21 protein-coding genes are annotated in these 22,034 nt (G+C 70.5%); 20 read left to right on the forward strand and 1 reads right to left on the reverse strand.

From position 1 onward, the window contains the following. Window positions 1-5: 5 nt before the first annotated feature. Window positions 6-1,751, reverse strand: coding sequence for an FAD-dependent oxidoreductase (locus tag KYK13_RS39070; RefSeq protein ID WP_304504114.1), 1,746 nt, complete (start codon window positions 1,749-1,751; stop codon window positions 6-8). A 507-nt stretch (window positions 1,752-2,258) separates the two neighbouring features. On the opposite strand from KYK13_RS39070, the gene KYK13_RS17615 reads away from it, so the two are divergent. The 20 genes from KYK13_RS17615 (at window position 2,259) to KYK13_RS17710 (ending at window position 22,016) form a co-directional block, all read left to right on the forward strand. Next, on the forward strand, window positions 2,259-2,771 hold the full coding sequence (locus KYK13_RS17615) for a hypothetical protein (RefSeq protein ID WP_223645773.1): 513 nt from the start codon (window positions 2,259-2,261) through the stop codon (window positions 2,769-2,771). A gap of 222 nt (window positions 2,772-2,993) precedes the next feature. Then, window positions 2,994-4,364 (forward strand): phage tail sheath C-terminal domain-containing protein, encoded by a 1,371-nt coding sequence (locus KYK13_RS17620; protein ID WP_223645774.1) that lies wholly within the window; start codon window positions 2,994-2,996, stop codon window positions 4,362-4,364. Between the two features lie 15 nt (window positions 4,365-4,379). Then, window positions 4,380-4,769, forward strand: coding sequence for a hypothetical protein (locus KYK13_RS17625; RefSeq protein WP_223645776.1), 390 nt, complete (start codon window positions 4,380-4,382; stop codon window positions 4,767-4,769). Window positions 4,770-4,772: 3 nt separating this feature from the next. Then, complete coding sequence (locus tag KYK13_RS17630; protein WP_223645778.1) at window positions 4,773-5,597, forward strand: hypothetical protein; 825 nt, start codon at window positions 4,773-4,775, stop codon at window positions 5,595-5,597. Between the two features lie 1,226 nt (window positions 5,598-6,823). After that, on the forward strand, window positions 6,824-7,177 hold the full coding sequence (locus KYK13_RS17635) for a hypothetical protein (RefSeq protein ID WP_223645780.1): 354 nt from the start codon (window positions 6,824-6,826) through the stop codon (window positions 7,175-7,177). A gap of 5 nt (window positions 7,178-7,182) precedes the next feature. After that, window positions 7,183-8,208 (forward strand): hypothetical protein, encoded by a 1,026-nt coding sequence (locus tag KYK13_RS17640; protein ID WP_223645782.1) that lies wholly within the window; start codon window positions 7,183-7,185, stop codon window positions 8,206-8,208. A 1-nt stretch (window position 8,209) separates the two neighbouring features. Further along, window positions 8,210-9,094, forward strand: a complete 885-nt coding sequence (locus KYK13_RS17645; RefSeq protein ID WP_223645783.1) for a hypothetical protein — start codon at window positions 8,210-8,212, stop codon at window positions 9,092-9,094. Beyond that, window positions 9,091-9,618 (forward strand): hypothetical protein, encoded by a 528-nt coding sequence (locus KYK13_RS17650; RefSeq protein ID WP_223645784.1) that lies wholly within the window; start codon window positions 9,091-9,093, stop codon window positions 9,616-9,618. The genes KYK13_RS17645 and KYK13_RS17650 overlap by 4 nt, the downstream gene beginning before the upstream one ends. Then, window positions 9,615-10,247, forward strand: a complete 633-nt coding sequence (locus tag KYK13_RS17655) for a phage baseplate assembly protein V (RefSeq protein WP_223645785.1) — start codon at window positions 9,615-9,617, stop codon at window positions 10,245-10,247. The genes KYK13_RS17650 and KYK13_RS17655 overlap by 4 nt, the downstream gene beginning before the upstream one ends. 2 nt (window positions 10,248-10,249) lie before the next feature. Beyond that, window positions 10,250-10,900: a hypothetical protein gene (locus KYK13_RS17660; protein WP_223645786.1), complete on the forward strand. Its 651-nt coding sequence runs from the start codon at window positions 10,250-10,252 to the stop codon at window positions 10,898-10,900. Beyond that, the gene (locus tag KYK13_RS17665) at window positions 10,900-11,310 is read left to right on the forward strand and encodes a DUF2634 domain-containing protein (RefSeq protein ID WP_223645787.1); all 411 of its coding nucleotides are present in this window, start codon (window positions 10,900-10,902) and stop codon (window positions 11,308-11,310) included. The genes KYK13_RS17660 and KYK13_RS17665 overlap by 1 nt, the downstream gene beginning before the upstream one ends. A gap of 37 nt (window positions 11,311-11,347) precedes the next feature. Then, entirely contained in the window at window positions 11,348-11,833 is a 486-nt protein-coding gene (locus KYK13_RS17670) for a hypothetical protein (RefSeq protein WP_223645788.1), read from the forward strand. Further along, window positions 11,815-13,380: a baseplate J/gp47 family protein gene (locus KYK13_RS17675; protein ID WP_223645789.1), complete on the forward strand. Its 1,566-nt coding sequence runs from the start codon at window positions 11,815-11,817 to the stop codon at window positions 13,378-13,380. The genes KYK13_RS17670 and KYK13_RS17675 overlap by 19 nt, the downstream gene beginning before the upstream one ends. Then, entirely contained in the window at window positions 13,377-14,771 is a 1,395-nt protein-coding gene (locus KYK13_RS17680; protein ID WP_223645790.1) for a hypothetical protein, read from the forward strand. Before KYK13_RS17675 ends, KYK13_RS17680 begins: the two co-directional genes overlap by 4 nt. Further along, a complete protein-coding gene (locus KYK13_RS17685; RefSeq protein ID WP_223645791.1) occupies window positions 14,768-16,513 on the forward strand; it encodes a tail fiber domain-containing protein in 1,746 nt (581 codons plus the stop codon). The genes KYK13_RS17680 and KYK13_RS17685 overlap by 4 nt, the downstream gene beginning before the upstream one ends. After that, on the forward strand, window positions 16,510-16,719 hold the full coding sequence (locus tag KYK13_RS17690) for a hypothetical protein (protein ID WP_223645793.1): 210 nt from the start codon (window positions 16,510-16,512) through the stop codon (window positions 16,717-16,719). The genes KYK13_RS17685 and KYK13_RS17690 overlap by 4 nt, the downstream gene beginning before the upstream one ends. Before the next feature lie 27 nt (window positions 16,720-16,746). Then, the gene (locus tag KYK13_RS17695) at window positions 16,747-18,426 is read left to right on the forward strand and encodes a hypothetical protein (RefSeq protein ID WP_223645794.1); all 1,680 of its coding nucleotides are present in this window, start codon (window positions 16,747-16,749) and stop codon (window positions 18,424-18,426) included. 11 nt (window positions 18,427-18,437) lie between these two features. Next, entirely contained in the window at window positions 18,438-19,202 is a 765-nt protein-coding gene (locus KYK13_RS17700) for a hypothetical protein (RefSeq protein WP_223645796.1), read from the forward strand. A 599-nt stretch (window positions 19,203-19,801) separates the two neighbouring features. After that, window positions 19,802-21,391 carry a hypothetical protein gene (locus tag KYK13_RS17705; protein WP_223645798.1) on the forward strand — a complete coding sequence of 530 codons (1,590 nt, stop codon included), beginning with the start codon at window positions 19,802-19,804 and terminating at the stop codon, window positions 21,389-21,391. Between the two features lie 52 nt (window positions 21,392-21,443). After that, on the forward strand, window positions 21,444-22,016 hold the full coding sequence (locus KYK13_RS17710) for a hypothetical protein (RefSeq protein ID WP_223645799.1): 573 nt from the start codon (window positions 21,444-21,446) through the stop codon (window positions 22,014-22,016). Window positions 22,017-22,034: the final 18 nt, after the last annotated feature.

The following is a 22,034-nucleotide window of genomic DNA, read 5'->3' on the forward strand; positions in this document are numbered from 1 at the left end:
TGGCCTCAGGCTGTTGAACATGGGGATGCGAGGGGGCCGGTCGCAACGTGCGTGGGGGAGGAGGCCAGGCAGGCGTGTATCTGCGCCACGACGGCCGCTCCCTCGCCGATCGCCGCGCCCACCCGCTTGACGGAGTCCGAGCGCGCATCGCCGATGGCGAACACGCCGGGCAGGCTCGTCTCGAACGCGAACGGCGACCGCCCGGTGGCCTCCCAGGCCTCCGCGTGGAGCGGCTCCTCGCCGAGCATCCCTCCCGTGCGCACGAAGCCCTTCGCGTCCAGCGCCACACCGCAGCCCTCAAGCCACTCCGTGGCCGGGTCCGCTCCGATGAAGAGGAAGAGGTGGCGCACGTCGTGCTCCTCCTCCCGCCCGCTGGGCCGGTGCCGCCAGCGCACGCTCCGCAGGCCGCGCTCCTCCGAGCCCGCCAGCTCCACCACCTCCGTCTCCATCATCCACTCGATGCGAGGCGACGCGGCCAGACGCTCGATGAGGTAGCTGGACATGCTCGCGGCGAGCTTGCGGCCACGCACGAGGACGCGGACCCGGCGCGCGTGGTTCGCGAGGAACACGGCCGCCTGGCCCGCGGAGTTGCCACCGCCGACGAGCACGACCTCCTCGCCGTCGCACATGCGCGCCTCGATGGGGCTGGCCCAATAGAAGACCCCACGGCCCTCGAACCGGGTGAGGTTCGCGAGCGCGGGACGGCGGTAGCGTGCGCCGCTGGCCACCACCACGGTCCGCGTGCGCACCGTTCGCCCGTCGGTCAGCTCGAGCGTGAGCGGCGCGCCAGGGCCCGCGCAGCGCAGGGAGGAGACCTCCGCCGGGATGGCCATCTCCACGCCGAACTTCTGCGCCTGCACGTAGGCACGCGCGGTGAGCGCCTGGCCGGTGATGCCCGTGGGGAAGCCCAGATAGTTCTCGATGCGCGAGCTTGCGCCCGCCTGCCCTCCGAAGGCCCGTTGATCCAGGACGAGCACCCGCAGCCCTTCGGAGGCCGCGTACACGGCGGTGGCGAGCCCCGCGGGCCCTGCGCCCACCACGGCAACGTCATAGCGCGTCTCGAAGGCTCCTTCCGGAAGCAGGCCGAGCGCTCGGGCCAGCGTGCTCTCGGAGGGACACTTCAAGACCGAGCCATCGGGGCACACCACGAGCGGGAGCTCCTCCCCGCGTGGCGAGTGGCGCTCAATCAATGCAGCCGCCTCGCCGCCCTGCGCTGGATCCAGCGCGAGGTACGGGTGGCCATTGCGCGAGAGGAAGCCTTCCAGGCGGATCCTGCCCTCGCCCTCGGGAGGGCCCACCAGGACGGGGCCACCGGCGCCTGTCTCGAGCAGGCCCACGCGGCGCAGGATGAGGGCGCGCATGATGCGCTCGCCGAGGTCCGCCTCCGCCACGAGCAGCGCACGCAACCGGTGCGGGGGCATCACCAGCGCCACCACCTCCCCCACCGCGTGAGCGTCGACGAGCGAGGGGCGTCCGGAGAGCTGGGCCACCTCACCCAGGAACTGTCCAGGGCCCTCCTCCACGATGGGGATGGCGTGCCCCAGGCCATCGCGCCGGGAGAGGGCCACGCGCCCCTGGGCGAGCACGATCATCCCGGGGCTCGGTTGCCCGGCCGCGGCGAGACACTCCCCATCCCGGAAGCGCCGGACCTCGCCAAAGCGTTGCATGCGCTCGTGGTCCCGGGCGTCCAGGACGGGGAACATCTGAGACCGGCGCGACTCGAGGTTCGGGGGCAGGGGAGGGGGAATCATGGCCGTGCCCAATGCATGGGCATGGGGCGCGCGGGCGACACGCGCACGGGCGCGCTGGAGAGGGACCCCAGCGCCCGGGCTGCTTCCACGTCCGGTGGGGTGACCGGGCAGGCGCGGGTCTGCTGGAGATGGATGGCTTCTACGCCGGCCCGGAGTGCGGCTCATGGGCTGGCCGTCAGCGTCCCGCACCTCCCGCACTGCTCGTCGCTACCGCCAGTCAGGCGATGCTGATCCACGCGGTGTTGGGTCTCGTGTCCCCGGTGATGGCCGGAATCCCGAGCCCCGGGGGGAAGCCCGCATCGAAACGACGCGCCCCCGTGAATCACATACATTGTGACAAAGGTGATGCAAATGGCCGGTTGCGTCACGTTGCCAGGGTCCGTTGTGACCGGCTGGTTTCGGTAGGATCCGTGGGCCTGGATCTTCCCTACCTTGTAAAACCTTGCTCGTCCGGAGTTCAGTATCTTACTGTTCGCCGGGATTTTTGGACCGCAGGGGGAGACATCCATGCCAGCAGCGGCAGATGACGCAGCCACGAATGTGTCGAGTGCACTTGCAACTGTCGACAACGTCGCTATCAAGGTCGAGCAGGCGCTCTACAAGTTGTATCTCGCCGTGAGCGGTGACGGATTCAAGAGCATCACCGAGAAGATCTCCGTCATCTGGACTCCGGTCCGCAACGTCCTCAGCTCCGTCCTCAAGCAGGTGGAGACGCTGATCAAGCCGATGATGGATCCCAAGGTCGTGGACTCCATCAAGAACGTGCTGGAGGCGGGGCGCGACCTGGTGAACTCCACGCTCGACCTGCTGCCGGATTCCGCGCGTGGCCTGGCGCAGACGGGGCAGCGGTTCCTCAACATCATCGTCGACTTCGTGGGCGCCGGCGTCGAGCACATCGTCGCCATCGTCGACCTGCTCCTCAACGTGGGCAAGGCGCTGATCAACGAGGGCGCGCGTCTGGCGGACACCACCATCGCCGCGCTGAAGAAGACCGGCGTCAACGTCCTGGCGGCTGGCTGATCCCCTCCCGGTTTCAAGTCTCGTGAGCGTGTCGCGGGCCTGGGGGCGCCGCCGACGCGGCGTCACAGTTCTGCAAGCGCGCTCACCCTTGCTGTGAAAGTCATTGCTGACGAAGCGGACCGTCCTCCTGAGGAGTGGGCTGATGGCCCCTCCATACGGTCCAGGGAACCTGCACCCTGAGCAGGGGCATCCACCCCCTCGTTCATGAGGGTCGGAGAGGGTATGGCCACAGGCCTCATCATTCCTGGTGTCCAGGTCACGGTCGTCAAGGAAGTCCTGCCCCAGCAACTCGCCCCGTCGGGCGTGCTGGGCATCACCGGTTTCACGGAGCAGAACACCGGCAAGGTCGTCCGTGCCGGGAGCTGGTCCCGCTTCGTGGAGGTCATGGGGCGCGCCAGCGCCTACAGCCTCCCCGAGGCGAGACAGGCGCTCGACAACGGCGTCTCGGAGCTGGTCATCTCCCCGCTGCCCGTGGGGGCCGGCACCGCCGCCTCCATCTCCATCGCGGGTGACGCCTCCCGGTTCCCCTCGGGCGCCACGGGCGAGAAGGCGGGCATCACCCTGACGGCCAGGGCCCCCGGCCCCTGGGCCAATGGCCTCACCGCCAGGGTGGAGTACCGCAACAACATCGACAAGTCGGTGTCCTTCGACCTGGAGATCACCCACCCGGCCAGCGGCGCCTCCGAGGTCTTCCGCAACGTCGGCTCCGCGTCGCTGGCCTCCTCGCTGGAGGGGTCCTCCTTCGTGAAGGTGGACGCGTCCAAGGCGGTGGGCTGGCCCACGGCGGGGACGTACACGCTGACGGGCGGCAAGGACGCGACGGCGGACGAGTACGCCACCGCGCTGGGCCGGCTGCGCAACGAGCCGGATGTCGACCTGGTGGTCGCGGCCGTGCAGGACTTCAGTGACCGGGCGAAGGTGACGCGCATCTACGGCGACGTCATCAGCCACTGCAACAACCTGAGTGGCGACAGCAAGGGCCGCCTGGGCCTGGGCCAGGTGCCCACGTCGGGCACGGTGGAGGAGCACTCGCAGCTGGCCAGCAACCTGGTGAGTGACCGCTTCGTGCTGGTGGCGCCCAACGGCGTCGTCGGCGCGGTGGCGGGGCTCGTGGGAAGCCTGGCCCCGCACCAGTCGCCGACCTTCAAGCGCGTCTCCGGCGTCGGAGAGCCCACGCTGACGGTGGAGGAGCAGAAGGGCCTGCTGCGCGGCAACGTGGTGCCCGTCGTCGTGGAGCGCGGCCGGGGCACGATCGTCGTGCGCGGCCTCACCACGGACGGAGATCAGATCAACGTCCGTCGCGTGGCGGACCGCGCCGTGCGCACGCTGAAGATGGTGGGCGACCTGTTCATCGGCCTGCTCAACAACGCGGACGGACGCAGCGCCCTGAAGCAGAAGCTGGTGGAGGCGCTGGTGCAGATGCAGAAGGACGGCGCCATCGTCCCTTCCACCGACGGCAAGGACCCCGCCTTCAAGGTGGAGGTCTATTCGTCGCAGCAGGACTTCGCGCTCGGAGTCGTCCGGGTCAACATGGCTGTCCGGCCGGTGCGAGCCATCGACTACATCTACGCGACCATCACGGTCCAGGTCTGATGAGGAGGAGCACTGATGCCAACGGTATTCTCTGCCAACCGTAGCAGCATCCTGGTCGACGGCGAGGCCGTGGAAGGGCTGCAGTCGCTCGCCTTCCGCGTCGTCACCGAGCGCGAGGACATCCGAGCCATTGGCTCCAACGAGCGCGTCGACGTCATCTTCGGGCTGCGCACCGTGCTGGGGGAGATGGTGATCCGCTCCGCCGCCGTGAAGCTGGACGCGCTCCTGGAGGCTCGCGGGAAGTTCCAGCTCGTGGCGAACCTCAACCGCACGGAGGGGACGGACGAGACGCGCACGCTCTCGTTCGATGACTGCTTCGTGGAGGGCAAGTCGTTCCAGATGGACGCGCACGGCAGCGCGGCCACGACGTATGCCTTCACGGCCACGCGGATCCGGGAGGAGTAGCGCGTGAGGGAGGCGTCCACCATCCCAGACACGCAGGCCCCCGCCGTCCCGGTCGAGCTCGAGATCGACGGCAGGAGCTTTCGCGTCCACCCGGCGGGCCCCACGGGTCCGCTGGAGGTGGAGACGCGCACCGGAGAGCGGTTCCGGTTGCGTCCCTGGGGGTTCGACGCGCACCTCCGCGCCCTGGATCAACACACCCGGGTGGACGGCTCCGGGCGGGCCTTCGATTCGGAGGGCTTTGCCCGCGACGTGCTGCGGGACTCGGGTGTGCCGGAGTCGAAGTTCGAGGAGCTGGCGCCGGTGGCGCTGTGGTGGGCCTCGGGGGGCGGGCACTCCGGCGCGGTGCAGGCGCGCCTCCGCCCGTGGACGTACTCCGAGCGCTCGAGGGCGCTGGAGGAGAGCCTCGTTTCACGGCCCGACGGCGCCCGGGAGTTGAGCCTGGATCGCTATCTGCGGGCCATGCTGCGTGCCTCCGTGGTGGCCCTGGAGCCACCGGGCACGACGGTGGCGGCGCTGGACGGTCCCAGCACGGCGGCGCTGCTCGAAGAGGTGGTCGCGCTCAACCAGGGCGGTGAGCGTGTCGAGGATGAGACCGTGAGGTCCGCGGGCCGCGAGGCCCGGGAGCTGGCGCGGATCACCTTGCGGCTGTGCGGGGCCCTCGGCTGGACACCTTCCCAGGTCTGGGCGGCGCCGGCCGCGGAGGTGGACCGGCTGCTCGCGCTGCTCCAGGTCTCGGAGGTGCCTTCCCCCGCGCCCGCGCCTGTCCCCCGGCGGCCGCGGCTGTCCGACTTCCCTGACGCGGTGGTCATCCAGGTGGAGGACCGGTGATGCGGAAGACCTTCACCACCGCTCAGCTCACGGCCTTCCTGGCGCGGCCCGCGCTCCTCGCGCTGGAGGGCGTCGCGCGACAGCTCGGCGTCAAGGTGCCGCCAGAGCCTGCTGCCCGGCTCGAGGAGCGCCCCGTGCCGTCCCCGGAAGCACTCGCGACCTCCGAGGGCGTCTCCAGCGAGGAGGCAGTGAACGGTGCTCCTCGTGGCGTCGGCTCGCGGGCCAGTGCCGTGCCGGTCGTCACCCGCGAGACGTCGCGGCCCGTCGTGGCGCCGGCGCGGGCTCCAGGGCCCGAAGGACGGGAGTCCCTCGTCGAGACGTCCGGGAGCGCGTTCTCGCGAGGGCTCGCACCCACGTCGCCACGGGAAGGCTTGGACCTCCTGTCCGTGGAGGCCCTGCGTACCGGTGGCGGATCCGCGAGTCCCGGAGGCTCAGGCCTTCACGTCGAGGGGGCTTCCGCGCCGCACACGGGCCCTGGCGATACGGCCCAGCGAGCCGATAGCGGCTCCGCGATGCATACGGGCCCTGGCGCGACGGGCCAGCGAACCGATAGCGGCTCCGCGATGCACGCGGGTTCCGGTGCCCCGGGCCCTCGCACCGTCCGGGTGATTCGCCCTGCGGCGCCCGTGAACGCGAAGCCGCCGACGCCCGAGGCGCCGGGAGCGGTCGTACCGGCACTCCCGCTGCCGGACGGTTCCACCGCCGCTCCGGCACACGGCGCGACTCCCACAGCGGCCTCCGACAGGCGCGTCGTCCGACTGTTGCCGTCGAAGCCTTCGTCGACCCCCGCCGTGCCCGAGCCGGGGGACGTCGCTCACAACGCGACGTCAAATGTCCCGCCTCGGACGGATGCCCACCCCAGCGCCCCGGGGGGGACCGCGCCAAGGCGTCGCCTCACGTTCCTGCCCGAGGGCGGCTCGACGGCGGATGTGGGCCTCCGCCTGGGCTCGCGAACGCGCGGGATGACCGGCGCGGTCGCACCTCCGGAAGCCACGGCTTCGCCTGCCCCGGGATTTCCCGCCTCGGAGTCCTCCGCGGAGGAGGGCGCACCTTCGTCCGGCCTCACGCAACCGGCTTCGCGAGTCTCCACGTCCGCCATCGGTGCGCCGGCCACGAACGTTCCGCTGGCTGTTCGCGCCGGCCCTCGGTCGCTCGACCTCTCGCAACCGGAGCCTGGAACCTCCGCGTCGGCGGCCGTTCACCCACACCCGGATCCGCGTGCCGGAGTGCCCTCGTTCGCGCCCGCCCTCTCGCGCTCGGAGCCCACGCCCGTCGCCAGCGCTTCCGCTGTCGAACGCGCGACGCCGCGTCAACAGGCCGCGACGGGCCGCCTCACCGAGCCGCTCTCCGCCAGCCTGACCCCGGTCTGGGAACAGGCCCAGCGAGTCTCCCAGGTCCCGCTCCCGGTGGAGCGGGTCACCACCTCCTCCGCGCAGGGGGCCGCCGTGCGCAACACGTTCAACGTCAACGTCCACCTGGCCTCCTCGGAGGCTCCGGCGGGCATGGACCGGCGCTCGCTCGAGGACGCCCTGGTGGACATCCTGCGTGAGACGGCGCGCCGTCACGGGCTGGAGGTCTGAGGCCGATGGCGGGCATCGCCTACAGCGTGACGATTGGCGCCTTCCGGGCCTCCAGCAAGGCCGGTCAGGGCAATGGCTTCGTGCGCTCCATCACCAGCGAGCTGACCATGGACGGGGCTGGCGGACGCTGCACCCTGGAGCTGGTGACCTCGGACGCGCTGCCCGCGCCGGGTGACGCGACGACCATCTCCCTCGACGCGGGCGACGGCGAGGTCACGGTCTTCACGGGCATGGTGCAGGAGACGCGCGCCACGCCGGAGACCGCCACTGTCGTCGGCACTGACGCGCTGGCGGACCTCGCCCGCCTGGATGTCTCCGGCGCCTACGAACAGACCACCGCCGGCTCCATCGTCAGCGGGCTCGTGCAGCAGGCCGGCGCCACCGCGGGCACCATCGAGGATGGCCCCACGTTTCCTGCGTACGTGCTGCACCCGGGGCCCCGGGCGCTCCGTCACATCCAGCGTCTGGCCGAACAGTGCGGCTTCGACCTCTACACGGATGGCGAGGGCCAGGTTCACTTCGCGGCGCCGAGGACGGGCAGCCCGGACCATACGTTCATCTACCGGAAGCAGGTGCTGCGCACCGAGCTGCGCCAGTCGCCCGCTGCCCATGACAGCGTCGTCGTCTGGGGCGAGGGCGCCGGCAGCACCCAGGGCGCGGAGAAGGCCCACTGGCTCATGGCCGACCTCGCGTCCATCCGCGGCAAGGCCTCGCTCGGGAAGAACGGAAGCGTGCAGGCCGGAAGCGAGGGGGACTTTCCCCGCGAGCTGCGAGACGGCGCGCTGCGCACCGGCGACGACGCGGCCACCCAGGCGCGGGCGCGGATGACGGCGCTGGCCTCGCGTCCGCTCCGGGGCTTCATCGAGGTGCTCGGCGCTCCGGCCGTGAGTCCGGGAGACCTCGTTCAGCTCGAGGACATCCCCGAGGGACACCCGGTGGAGGTGCTCGTCTCCGGAAAGCTGCTCCGCGTCCGCGCGGTCCGTCACACCCTGAACGCCCGCGCGGGCTTCACCACCCGGATGGAGCTCTGAGATGGCGGTCCGGATTGGAAAGATAGAGCTCGTCGGGCTCACCAACATCTACACCGAGGACGCGCGCAACCTGGTGCAGCAGCGCGTGCCCGGTCAGTCCGGCAGCGTCTTCCAGGACCTCGGCCGAGAGCCCGTCACCATCGTCATGGAGGGCCTCTTCCTGGGCAGTGACACCCAGGCGGAGTTGGAGGAGCTGCGCCAGGCGCAGATGAAGGCCACGCCGATGTCGTTCGCCTCCGACGCCATCGCCGGAGCCGACCTCACCGACGTCCTCATCGCGGACTTCCAGGTCAGGCAGCTCGCGGGCCACCAGAGCCGCTTCAGCTTCTTCCTCCGCGTGAAGGAGTACGTCGAGCCTCCTGTCGCCGCGGATGCGGGCGTCGCGGCGGTGGACGCCGCCGTGGCCGCGGACGCCGAGTCCTGGGCCCGGGGCTCCGTGGATGCCGCCGGCGTGTTGCAGAACCCGGACTCGCTCATGGAGGCCGTGGACGGCAACCCGGCGCTGCTCGGTCACCTCACGCCGGACGAGCTGGGCTCCGTCGTCAACGGCACCAAGGACTCCCTCACCGGAGAGAACTTCGGCAGCCTGCTGGGCTCGCTGGGCAAGGTGAACCCCGCCGCCGTGGGCGGCTTCATCGACTCGCTGAGGCAGTCCGGGAGCCTGGGGGAGTTCATCCAGAAGCTCGCCACCGAAGGCGTCAGCCTCCTGGAGATGGTGAAGGGCGTGGACTTCGGCGCGGCGCTCTCCCTCATCAAGGGCATCGCTGGCGCGGGCGACTTCCTCACCAAGCTCAAGCGCGTCGCGGAGGAGGCCTCCGCGCTGGGCACCACGCTCGGTGAGTTCGATCCGCTCGGGCCCTTCAAGGATCTGGAGGCGAAACCATGAGCAACACCGCCGACCTCGTCGACGGAATCACCCGCCTCGTCAGCGCGGTGGACGCGCTGCTCCAGACGGACACCGTGAAGGCCCTCACCGACCTGGTGCGCTCGCTCGGCATCGGCGGATACGTGAAGACGGGACTCCAGGCCATCGGCAAGGTGTTGGACCTCATCACCGGGTGGCTTGCCCGCCTGGAGCAGGTGGCTGCCATCCCGCTGTTGCTGGAGAAGCTGGAGCCCGCCTTCGAGGGGCTGGAGGCCATTGGCGGCACCTCCGACGCGGAGATGCGGGACATGGGCATGGAGGCCCTGGCCCCGCTTGCGGGCGCGGCGCACTCCGCGCTGCAGTTGCTCCAGAAGGTCCGCGCCGGGGTCACCACCATCATCCAGGGCTACCTGCCCGCGGAGTCCCTGAAGGCGCTGCGCGAGTCGGTGGAGTCGGTCGCGGCCACGCTCGAGGAGCTCGAGGCCGCCGTGGTCTCCGCGCCCGCGCCCCAGAAGAAGCCCCAGCTCGCGGGAGGCGCGGCATGAGCGACCTGGTCACCATCATCCGCGCCATCGTCCGGGATGAGATCGCCTCCCTGCGGCTGGGCGACCTCGGCGTGGTGACGAGCGCCTTCCCGCACGCGGACGGAGACGCGCACAACCACGAGTGCAACGTGAAGCTGCGCGAGAGCGGGCTGGAGCTGCGCAAGGTGCCCATCGCGACGCCGCACATCGGCATGGTGAGCGCGCCGCACGCGGGCGAGGTGGTCGTCATCACCTACGTCGGGGGGGATCCGAACCGCCCCATCATCACCGGCCGGCTCTACTCCGACGCCATCCACCCGCCCCTCCACGAGGCCGACGAGTGGCGCGTCGTGGCGCCTCCGGGCGGCAACACGTCCATCGCCATCGACCAGGAGCAGTCCATCATCCTCACCGCCGGCGAGACGGTGGTGACGGTGAAGCAGGACGACGTCATCTCCATCAAGGGCAAGACGGACCTCACGCTGGAGGTGGAGGGCAACGTCCAGCTCAAGTGCGTGGACTGCACCATCGACGCGTCCGGGAAGATCGACCTGGGCAAGGGCGGCAGCGGCGTCATCACCGAGCAGAGCCACAAGTGCTACTTCACGGGCGCCCCGCTCAAGGGCTCCCAGGACGTGAAGGCGAAGTGACCATGCCCGCTCCGACCGGCTCCGAGATAGGCACCCTGGCCAAGAGCGCGATGCAGGCCGCGAGCCTCCGGGGGGAGAATGCCCCGGACCTGGCCACCGCGCTGGGCGACGCCTGCGGACAGACGTTCACGCTCTTCGTCGGCATGGCCGTGGTGTCGCCGGGCATCCCCGCCGCGGCGCCTCCGCCCGCGGGCTCTGGCAGCACGGCGGGGCCGGGGATGCTGCTGCCTCCTCCCGCCGGGGGACCGGGGGCTTCGCAGATAGAGCCCATCGTCCAGGCGCTGCTGGCCTCCAACCGCATCAACGGCGAGAAGCAGGGCGCGCTGGCGAAGGCCATCGCGCAGTCCGTGGAGCAGGCCCTCGTCCTCTTCACGTCCATGGTCATGGTGGCGCCGGGCATGGCCATCGCGGGCTTCACCACGTCCTCTCCGGGCACGCTGGCGGGCGCGGCGCCAGCCAAGGCCCTCTTGCAGCCGCTCGCGCTGGGCTTCCTCCAGGCGGGCGGCATCCAGGGGGAGAACGCGCCGGACCTGGCGGGCGCCATCGCGGAGACGCTGTCCAACGCGATGACGCAGATGATGTCGCGCCTGAAGGTGACCCCGGGCATCGCGTCCTCGCCCGGCGCGACGGCCAGCCCCGGGAGGTTGATGTAATGGCGGACGCGCTTCGGACCGACCTGCGCCTGGCGTTCAAGGAGACCGGCGAGGTGGACCTGGACTGGTCCACCGACACCGGCGCCACGACCGTCAGCGGCAAGGACAACCTCATCCAGGCGCTGACGCTGCGCCTCATCGTCTACCGGGGACACCTGGAGCAACTGGGGCATACCCGCTACGGCAGCCGTGTCGCGGACCTCATCGGAGAGCCGCTGGACCGGGCCAACCTGGACCTGCTGCGGCGCTACGTGCGTCAGGCGCTCAAGGAGGATCCGCGCGTGGACGAGGTGACGGCGTTGAGCGTCACCGCCCGGGCCGACCTGCCGGGCGCGGTGGACGTGAGGGCCAGCATCCGGGCCGTCACGGGAGACGCGGTGGAGCTGGGACTGGCGCTCGACCTGGGTTGAGCGGGACGCGGCAAGGACACGACTTCGGGAGAACGCGATGGAACTCAGGGAGAAGCAGGGCCTGGTGGGGGTGTTGACGATCGAGCTGCTCGACACCCGCGGCGCGCTGATGGAGCGGCGCCACGTGCCCAACCTCATCACCACCGCGGGAAAGCAGCTGCTCGCCCGCCTCCTCATGGGCAAGGCGGACGCGCTGCCCACCCGCTGGGCCATCGCCGTGGGCACGGGCACCGCGCAGCCGCAAATCCTGGACACGGCGCTGGGCACCCAGGTGGACGAGGCCATCGACACGACGCCCAAGGTGGAGGTCGTCAGCCGGGGGGACGGCACCAGCATGGTGCGCGCCACGGTGACGGCCATCCTGCCCGCGCTCACCCAGCCCGGCGTGCAGCCCCTCACGGAGGCCGGCATCCAGATCACCCTGGGGGGCTCCCCCCCGGTGCTGTTCAACCGCGTCCGCTTCGAGGAGGTCAACCGGGGTCCCAACATGGTCATGAAGATGACGTGGGAGATCTCCTTTTGAGCCTCATCCCGCCCGAAGAGACCTCGTTCAGCGCCATCGTCGACCGGCTGCTGTCGAACCTGGGGCCGGGGAGCGACACGAACGCGGGCAGCATGGCGCGCACCCTGGCGGAGGCGTACGGCCGGGAGATGGCGACCTTCTACGCCATGTTGGAGCTGGCCCACCGCTCCGGATACCTGGACACCGCCGAGGGTGCCGCCCTGGACAACGTGGTGGCCGTGCTGGGACTCCAGCGCGCTCGCGCCGGCCGCCTGACGGGCGAGGTGGAGCTCAGCCGCGCCGCGCCCGCCCCGGAGGACATCGGCATCCCCGCGGGCCGGCAGGTGACGGGCGTGTCCGCGGACTCCAAGCCGCTGCCCCTCTTCGAGACGATGGAAGAGGCCACGCTGCGCCGGGGCGAGACGCGCGTCGTCATCCGCGTGCAGGAGATCCGGGACGACTCGGAGGCGTCCAAGCAGGCGCCGCCTGTCATCAACCCCTTCCGCCTGACGATGATGCCCCGGCCGGTGCTGGGCATCGAGGCCGTCACCAACCCCGCGCCCCTGCGCCGGGGCAGCGAGGACGAAACGGATGAAAGCCTCCGCGCCCGCGCGCGCACCGCGCTGCGCGATGGCGAGAAGGGGACCGTGGAGGCCATCGCAGCGGCCGTGCGTCAGCAGGGCGTGCAGCAGGTCACCGTGCGAGAGCCGGAGGACGCGCCCCCGGGCGTCATCGACGTGCTGGTGGGCGACGCCGACTTCGAGCTGAACACCCAGGGCGTGGCGCGCGTGGAGGCGGCCATCCGCGCGTCGAAGGCCGCCGGCATCCGCGTGCGGCTGCGCTACGCGCGCACCGTCTACTTCCAGGTGGACTTCCAGGTGGAGCCCGCGGATCCGCAGATGGACGAGGGCACCTTCGACCGGCTCCGCCGGGAGCTCCAGCAGGCGCTCATGCGCCACATGTTGGAGCTGCCCGTGGGGGAGAGCGTGAACCGCCGCAAGCTGGAGGCGCTCCTCTTCGGCAACCCCGCCATCCGCCGCATCAGCGACCTGGGAGTGGAGACCTTCGTCTGGGGCGCGAGCCCCCAGGATCCCCTCCAGAAGCAGCTCGTGCGCGAGAGCAAGAGCCGCGTGTACGGCGCCAACCGCGACTGGAAGATGGATCCGCTGGAGGCGGCGCGGATCGACGTGGACCTGAAGCCGCCGCGCATCTCCCGGCTGCGTCCTCCCGTCTGGCGCCTGGACCTGGTCGTGGCGCTGCCGGGGAGCGAGCCCCGCACGCCGGAGCAGGTGCGCGAGTCCCTGCGGGGCGCCATCGAGGTGTACGCCGCCCGGCTCGCCGAGGATGTCCAGATGGGGCGTGAAGCGCGCATCCGCCTGGACGACCTCCAGCAGGCGCTGAGGACCCAGGCGCGCATCGACTCCCTGCTGGCCTGCAACGTCACCCTGGAGACGGGGCTGTCCGTCTCCCTCGTCGCGGCCACCCTGCGGGACACGGTGACGTCCGTCGCGCTGCGGCCCGACGTCCGGCTGGTGCTCGGCGGCGCCGAGCTGGTGGGGGTCGGATGACGCCGGAGCAACGTGCGCGCCGCATGGTGGGCTACCTCCCGCCGGTCCTCCAGGCCGGCGCGAAGCTCAACCTCTTCTTCTCCACGCTCGCGGCGGAGCTGGGGAAGATGGAGGAGGGCATCACGCGGCTGATGCGCTCGCGGTGGTACACGCTGGCGAAGGGGTACCCGGACGCGGACTCCCTGGCGGACAAGGCGGCCTCCGAGCTGGGGATGCTGGCCGCGCTGTACGGTCTGCATCCGCGCCGGGGAGAGCCGGCGGACTACCTCCGGCAGCACCTCGCGGCGCTCGTCGAGCTCCACCGCACGGGCCTGGGCTCGGCCACCGCGCTGCTCCGGCTGGTCTCGCTGGTCTACATGGCGCGTCAGCCCCCGGAGCTCGTCTGGGAAGGCGACACCGCCGTCGGGCTCTTCAGCGTGCCTCGCGCGGATGGCTCGTACCGGCCGCTGCGCATCGAGCTGGTGGACAACCCGGTGACTCCGGCCATGGCGCGCTTCAGCAGCGTCGGCGCGGGCCAGCGCCTGCTCACCGTCAACGGCGGGCTGGAGACGGCCATCCCGGAGATCGCGCTGAAGGCCACCGGGAAGGACATCGCCGTCCCCATCCTGCGCCACCAGGAATCCGGGCTCGACCTCATCTTCCTGGGCCGGGTGCCCCAGGGCTCCACCCTCACGCTGCGCAACCTGCGCGCGCCGTTGATCGACGGGCGTCCGGTCACCGACTCCATCATCCTGGCCCACCCCACGCGCTTCTCGGGCCTGGACGACGGCGGGGTGCTGACCCGCTTCAATGCGCCGGAGTCGCGCTTCTCCGTGTTCGGCGAGGACCACCGCATCCCGGAGCTCGCGCCCGGTGAGAGCCACTGGAGCTACGACACGCTGGAGCGGCAGGAAGTCCGCTCCTATCTGCTGGGCTGGACCGAGGCGCGCCAGAAGGAAGCGGAGGCGAAGGCCCTGGTGAAGCGCGACACGCCGCTCGCGGAGCTGCGCTTCGACTGGACGGAGGTCACCCCCGCCACCTGCGTGCTGCGCATCCCCGCGGACCACATCCCCCCGCACCTCCAGGTCCCTGACCAAGAGGGGGAGGTCCCCGGCCTGCCGGGGCTGGTGAGGGAGCTGTCGGCGGCGCTGAACTTCGGCCGCGCGGCGGGCGTGCGCACGCGCGTCGAGCTGACCCTGCCCATGCCCCCCGAGGTCCTCTCCATCGAGGAGGGGCCGCTGCGGCAGGAAGTCTCCGCGTCCTTCACCGACGCCCTGGACACGAAGGATTCGCTCACCTCCTTCGGCTACACCATCGAGCTGCACGAGCAGGTGCCGGAGCCCCAGGAGAAGCTGTCCTGGTCCGGCATCTTCGATGCGACCCGCTTTGACTCCTCGAGGTTCCAACCATGAGTGATCCCTTCTACCCGGCGAAGTCTGGCGACCCCATCCTGGCGGACACCTGGAACAACATGCAGATCAAGGTGCGCGACGAGATCCGCTCGCACACGCACCGGGGCGCGGATGATGGGAAGCAGCTCGACGGAGACAGCATCGTCCCTACCGCCTCGTTGAAGGTGAACCGGGTGGATGCCGCCGTGGCCCTGACGGTGAAGAACATCGACGTGCACACGCGGCTGACGGAGCTGGGCGCGCAGAAGCTGTCGCTTACAGGGGGCAGCATGACGGGGGCGCTGTCCGTGAGCGCCAATGTCGCCGTCGGCGCCCCCGCCCCTGGCACCAAGCGGCTGCTCGTCGTCCAGCCAGGGTCTCCGGACAACAACGCGGGCCTGGAGGTCCGGGGCAACGGAGACCACTCGTGGGGCGTGGCCCTGGTCCTGCGCACGGTGGCGGGCGTGGATGGCGCGTCCATGCTGTTGCGCAGCCGGAGCAAGAGCTGGCAGGTCCGGGGCGAGACGGGCGCCGCCGCGACGGGCTTCCAGATCTCCGAGGACGGCGGCGACTCCGAGTACGGCAGCGGAGCCGGCACGCCGCGCCTGCACATCAAGTCCGGCGGCGCCGTGGGCATCGGCACCACGGATCCCCAGGGCATGCTGGACGTCCGGGTCCCGGGCGCCAACGGCTGGGACCGGCTCACGGTCACCACCACGTCGGATTGGGGCGACGGCACGCTCCAATACGTGACGATTGGCGCGGGGGGCGCGTCGGGCATCATGATGAGCAACCCCCATGTCGTCTGGCTCAAGGGGGCCCAGAGCGCCGCCATCCGCTATGGCCGCAGCGGGGGAGTCCAGGGCGGCGCTTTCTGGGACGTCGGCACGCGCCTGAACAACGCCTTCTCCCTGGCGCTCAACGGCAGCAACCACGCGCTCTGGCTGACGCAAGAGGGCAACATCGGCATCGGCACGACGGCGCCCGCCACACGGCTGGACATCCAGGGAGGCGGCCTCCGCGTCAACGGCGGCGCGATCATCCCGTCCGTTGGCAACGCGTCCTCCGCCGGCATCATGTTCCCGACCGACCCGGGGGGCGGGAGCGGTGACGCGGCCTTCATCCGCTACTACGTCGTCAGCGGAGAGACGTGCAAGCTGCTCATCGGCATCGACAACGACGGTGATGACAGCCTCGGGCTCTGGCAGGCCGGCGCGGAGCGGATGACGGTGATGAACGGCAACGTCGGGATGGGCGTCACGAACCCGCTGACGGCGTTGCACATCAACCAGCGGGCCTGGTCGCAAGGCATCCGGATCCAGGACTACACCGGCGGCGGGAGGTACTTCGGCATCCACTACGACAACCCGGGGGTCATCTGCCTCTACCATCAGAATGGCTCCGGCCAGTACATGAGGGAAGACGGGCTGTGGAACCGGAACTCGGATGTCTCGCTGAAGGAGAACATCGTGGAGATGGAGGGGGTGCTGGAGCGGTTCGTCGCGCTCCGCCCGGTGACCTTCGACTGGAAGGTCGACGGCTTGCCGACCCTGGGGCTCGTGGCACAGGAGGTGGAGCCCCTCTTCCCGGACATCGTCAGCGAGAGCGGGAAGCGCGGGGAGGATGGACGGCCGCTCAAGGGCCTCGCCTATGAGGCGCTGGGCGTGCTGGCGGTCGCGGCCATCAAGGAACTCAAGCAGCACTACGACGCACGCATCGAATCCCTGGAGCGCCAGCTCCAGCGTCAGGAGTCGAACCGATGAAGGACCAGATTGAGAAGCGCCTCGCGGCCCTCCGCGCCGAGCATGAGGAAGGCCAGAAGATGCTCGCGGACCTCGACGCGAAGCGGATGCAGCTCGTGCAGACCATGCTCCGCATCGAGGGCGCCATGCAGGTGCTCAAGGAGCTGCTGCCGCCGGAAGAGGGCGCGTCGGCCACGGTCACGGACATCAAGGACGCCGCTCGCTGAGCCCCAGCGCCACGTCGGGACATCTCCATGAGTGATTCACGCGTCGGCGCCACGTTGAGCTATGCGGGGACGGCGAAGCCCCCCACCACCGCGGTGGTCCCCGTGGACGCCGCCGGCCTCGTGCTCGCGCTGGACGTGCCGGCGGGGGTGGCGCTGTCGCGCGCGGCGCTGACCGTGCAGGCGCCCGGCGACGACCTGACGGTGGACCTCACCCCGGTCGCCGCGCTGACCACGAACCTGGGAAAGAGCACGCTCGGCGCCGACAAGGTCCAGTGGCTCAGCCTGGACTGGAACGCGCGCCGGCCGCTCATGTCCCTGGAGCTCCAACCCAAGAGCACGGCCCAGAAGGGGCGCCTCAGCGTCGCCGAGGGAGGCCCCTGGTATCCCCCGACGCCCTCGGACACCGTGTCCATCGGCAGCGTGGTGCCCCTGCCGGGCCTCTTCGCGAGCCGGCTCCTGGTGGAGTTCGTGGACGCGGCCAGCACCCCGCCTGTCGGGACGCCGAAGACGCTCGTGGACACTCCGGTCACCAGCGTCGTGGTGCGCGCCGCCGCGCGTCCTCCGGACCTGTCGGCGATGGTGGGCACGGGCTCGCTCTTCTTCCATCAGGCGCTGCCCCTGCTGCCCCGGCAGGAGCTGGTGTTGGGGGAGCCGCTGACCAGCGCGCTCCAGCGCGCCTGGCCTCCGGAGCTGAAGGGGGGCGCGCTCCAGGTCACGCTCCGCTCCTCGGGGCTGGGGATGCTGGAGCGCGTGCAGCTCACCCTGGACACGCTCGCCGTCGTCCAGACCTGGAGCGGCGGGGAAGGGGCGCTGTCGCTGCCGGTCGAGACCGACGGCCTGGCGGTGGCGCGCGTGACCGTGCCGCCCGACCGGCCCCTGTCCGAGGTGCGCTTCGCCGTGCGGTATCAGCCGGACGCCGAGCAGCTGCCGCTCGCGCCCCAGCCCCCGGAGCCCCCCTCGCTGGCCCACCGCTGCGGCTCCGGATACTCCGCCGCGCAGGCCTTCCGCATGCCCGGGCCCGACGCGTCGCTCGTGGGGCTGGACCTCCATGTCCGGCCGCTCACGCGCTCCGTGAAGGCCACGCTGGCGCTCTACGCGGATGCCCACGAACGGCCCGGGGATGATCCCTGGATGACCGCTCCGCTGGAGCTGGTGCTGGAGGAGAAGGGCCCTCCGCCGTGGAAGGCGCGCTGGGTCTCCTTCGAGCCTCCGAAGCCCGTGGCGCTGAGGTCCTCGACCTGGTGGGCCGTGCTCACGGTGACCGAGGGCGACCTGCTCTGGAGCCTGTCGCCGCCGCTGACGGGCCTGCCGCAGGCTCCGTCCCTGGTCCCCGGCCCCGCGCTGTATCGCACCGAGGCCGCGGGGCCCTGGCTGCCGAGGGACACCTCCCTGCTCGCGGGAGAGCCCACCGCAGCGTCATGGGCCTGTGCGCGCCCGCGGCTTCTCGCCGCCGCCTCCGCCCCGCCCCCCGCGCCTGTCGTGCAGCTGCGCTGGGGCGCGCGCGTGCTGGATGTGACTCCTGGCGAGGACGGGAGCGTGACGTTGGATGCCAGGGCCCTGGCCCCGCTGACGCCGCCGGGGGGCACGGGGAGCGCGCCTCCGTTGGAGCTCCTCGTCCGGTCGCGCGTGGCGGGCGTCGCGACCCTCTCCGGGCTTCGCGTGACGAGCCCGCGCAGCGATACCTACGCGCTCTTCCCGAGGAAGTGAGGTCCGCCGCCATGCTGGTCGCCATCGAGTCCTACTTCCACGATGCGCTGCGCTCCGCCGTCCCCGGCTCGGTGGAGATCTCGACGGGGCCGTCCCGCGGGCCCGGCGCGGAGACGGCATTGCTCGTCGAGGTCTGCGCCTCCCACCTGAAGCTGGACCCGCCGCCCGGAGACGACCTCGCCGCGCAGCGCGAGGCGGCCTACTTCGCGCAGGTCCACCGGTGGTCCGCGAACGGGAAGCAGGTGGACTTCGACCTGCCGGAGCAGGCCCGGGGGAGGGTGGTGGACGTGGAATCTCCGCCCGGCCGGCCGCTGCGTCGGGGGGACGACTACGTCGTCGAAGGGCGCAAGGTGCGCTTCTATCAGCCGCCCGCGCTCGCGGACGTGGCCGTGGTCGCCTTCCTGCGGGGAGAGCGTTCCGCGGGCTTCCTGGAGCGGCGGCGCTGCGAGCTGTCCCTCGTCATCCGTGCGTGGGCCCGGGCGGCCGGCGCGGCGGATCCGCTGCTGTCCGCCGCGCTCACCGCGGCGCTGGTGGCCTCCGCGGACCTGGGCAACCTGGATGACACGGAGGTGCCCCCTGCTGACTCGGGGGTTCGCCTCCGGTTGATGCGGCCCGTGATGAGCCTGTCGGGAATCCAGCGGAGCGCGGAGACCGTCGACGACACACCTTTCTACCGCGCGCAGGCGGAGTTCCTCATCCGGGGCGACTTCGAGCAGCTCGTCGCGCTGGGCGAGCCCGAGGCCGAGGGCATCATCCGCGAGGTGCGGAGGGCGTAGCACGGCCATGGATTGACTCCTTGGGCCACGAGCACATGGGGAGGATCCAGGCCCCGCTCGCCGTCGCCACGCCGCGAACCGGGGCGGCATCCGCAGGGCGCCGGGGCCCGCGACCCTCCACGGGGCGCGGGCCTTTTCGTGTCCGCTCAGAAGACGGAAAGGCACTGCCGGGCATGGCGGACTTCCGGAGTCTTTGTTTGTGAGAGATTGACTGTGTATGGCCAGAGCCCGGCAGCCCCAGGCTGGAGGGCAGGGGCTTCGTCGCCAATTCCATGGAAAACGGACGGCCCGCGGCCCCGCATTGAACGGAACGTGCCATGTGCATGTTATGGCTATCGAGTCGTGCAAAGCTGATTTTGTTTGGATGACTGGAAATGCTGGATCGCCGTACCCGGGCCGTACGGCATTGTTGGAGGCCTGATTGGAGAAGGCGTTTCCCTCCTGTGGTGCGCAAGGTGCAAAGAGAGGGATTCGTGCCTCCCATGATGGGAGGATTTGGTGCTGTGGGGGAGAAAAGAATGCATCAGGCATGGAAGGCTGCCATTGCGGCGGCCACGGTCATGGTCGGCGGTGCGGCGCAGGCTCACGACTTCGTTGTCTTGAAGCTCGTCAATGGCTATCAGACATTCAACATCACCTCGTACCCGACGACGATCAACTTCACGACGGTCGCGCTCAACTCGCACCCGACCCTTCCTTCGACGCTGCTGACCGCGACGGACCCGCTGTTGGAGCCCACGGGCTGGACGTTCACGCCCCCGCTTCCGCAGTCGGTGCCGGTGGGTGGGAATCTCATCTCCTACTACTCGTACACCATCAACAGCTTCGACGATTGCGTCGCGCTGGGGAACGCGGATGACGACCCGACGACGCCCGGCCCGCTGCCGAATGCGTCGTTCACCAACACGTTCTTCGCCACGTGGGACAGCGGGACCGCGCAGAGCAGCGTGAAGGTGACGTGCCAGCCGGCCAACACGCTCCCCTGCGACAGCTCCCTGTACTATTCGGACAGTGGCCTGGGGCTGCCCAACACGACGCTCAGCCGGATGGACCCCGCCACGGCGGCGCTGACGCCGTTCTCCACGGCGAACATCTTCTACTCCGCCACGGCCTTCAACCACCTGGATGGCTACATCTACGCCATTGACAACACGCTGCCGCTGAAGAGCCTGGTGCGCATTGGCGCGGATGGTGTCGCCACCATCGTCGCCCCTCTGCCGCAGCTGAGTCTGCTGAACACGTATCCGGCCGGCACCGTCCTGTCGGACGGCACCTACCTCATCTTCAGCGGCCCGGGCTTCGGGGTCGTCCCGTCGTACGCGCGCATCAACCTGTCCACGGGCACCGTCATCAACGCCGGGGCCGCCCCGACGCTGGCGAGCATCCTCGACTTCGCGACCAACCCGATTGATGGCCAGGTGTACGGCTACAACCAGATCACCCACCGCCTCACGCGGTTCGACCCGAACACGGGCAGCACCACTGACTACGGCCCCATCGGGCCGCCGGACTCCATCACGGGCCTGCCCGCGCTGTACTTCACGACGACCGCCGCGGCCTTCGATGCCGCGGGGACGCTCTACGTCTACGGCAACGATCTGACCGGGCTGATCCACCCCATCAACACCCTCTACTCCGTGGACGTGACCACCGGGACCTTCACGCGCGTCGCGACGGGCGCCGTGAGCCTCAACGGCAACGAGAACTTCGCCTCCTGCCCGTTCCCCGCCCCGCTCGAGAAGGGCACGACCCGCAACGAGGGGTTCTTCAAGACGCATGAGCAGGCGGTGGCCATGTGCCTCGCCAACGGCGGCAACATCGACCTGGGCCGCCTGGGCGTCGTGAGCAGCGTGGAGGAGGCCATGGGGGTCCTGTGGCTCAGCCCCTCCGCGACGCAGCAGCGCGTCCCTCGCACGAAGGAGCAGTCCCTGCGAGTGAAGCTGGGGCGCCAGTCGCTCACCGCCACCTGCAACGCGCGGCTCTTCGGCGCGGCCACGCAGCCCGGCATCGACCGCGCCCGCGTGGTCATGGACTCCGGCAGCAGCGCGGACATGGAGGCCCAGCTGACCGAGCTGCGCGCGCTCAACGACAAGGGCGCCCGGTACGCCCTGCCCATGTCCTTCAATGGTGGGCCGGCGTCGGCGTCGCATGCCCTCTCCATCGCCCGCGAGCCGAAGAGCAGCCTCTGAGCGCTGGGTTCACACGTCGATTTCAAACACTCAGATTCTGGAGAACACGCACATGAAGAACTGGAAGCTGTGGATGGCGGTTGTGCTGGGTGGGCTGAGCCTGGTGGGGTGCGGTGAGCAGCCGGCTCCGGATGATGGCTCGGAGACCCCTGCGAAGCCGACGGGGTTCGTCCCGTCCCTGTCGGAAGACGTCCAGGCGAACCTGGCGGAGAACCAGTACGAGGTGCGCATCCTGGGAGTGGGGAACAACTTCTACAAGGGGGCGTACGTCAACGTGGACAGCATGACCGTGTCCGCCGGGGGGCGGGAGCTGCCGGTGGAGATGAAGGCCACGGTGATGGACCTCGCGAGGCCGGACCACGCGGCGCTCGTGGGCTACTTCACGCTGCCTCCGGGCGTGGACTCGGCGCAGGTGGTCATCCGCCTCGACGAGTACGGCGCCTTCGAGGACGGCCGGCGGATCGGCGCGCTGGATGTCCGCACCGCGCCCCTGCGGTTCGAAGTCACCCGTGCCCTGCTGGCGCCGCGCAAGCACGCGGTCGTGCATCTGGACCTGTCCCACTCCGTCATCGTCCCCCCCACGGGGGACGCGATGCTGATGCCCACGTCCGCGGTGGCCTTCTGACGTGAAGCAGAGGTGAGC

Origin of the sequence: Corallococcus sp. EGB (assembly GCF_019968905.1) — a bacterium.
Classification (GTDB): domain Bacteria; phylum Myxococcota; class Myxococcia; order Myxococcales; family Myxococcaceae; genus Corallococcus.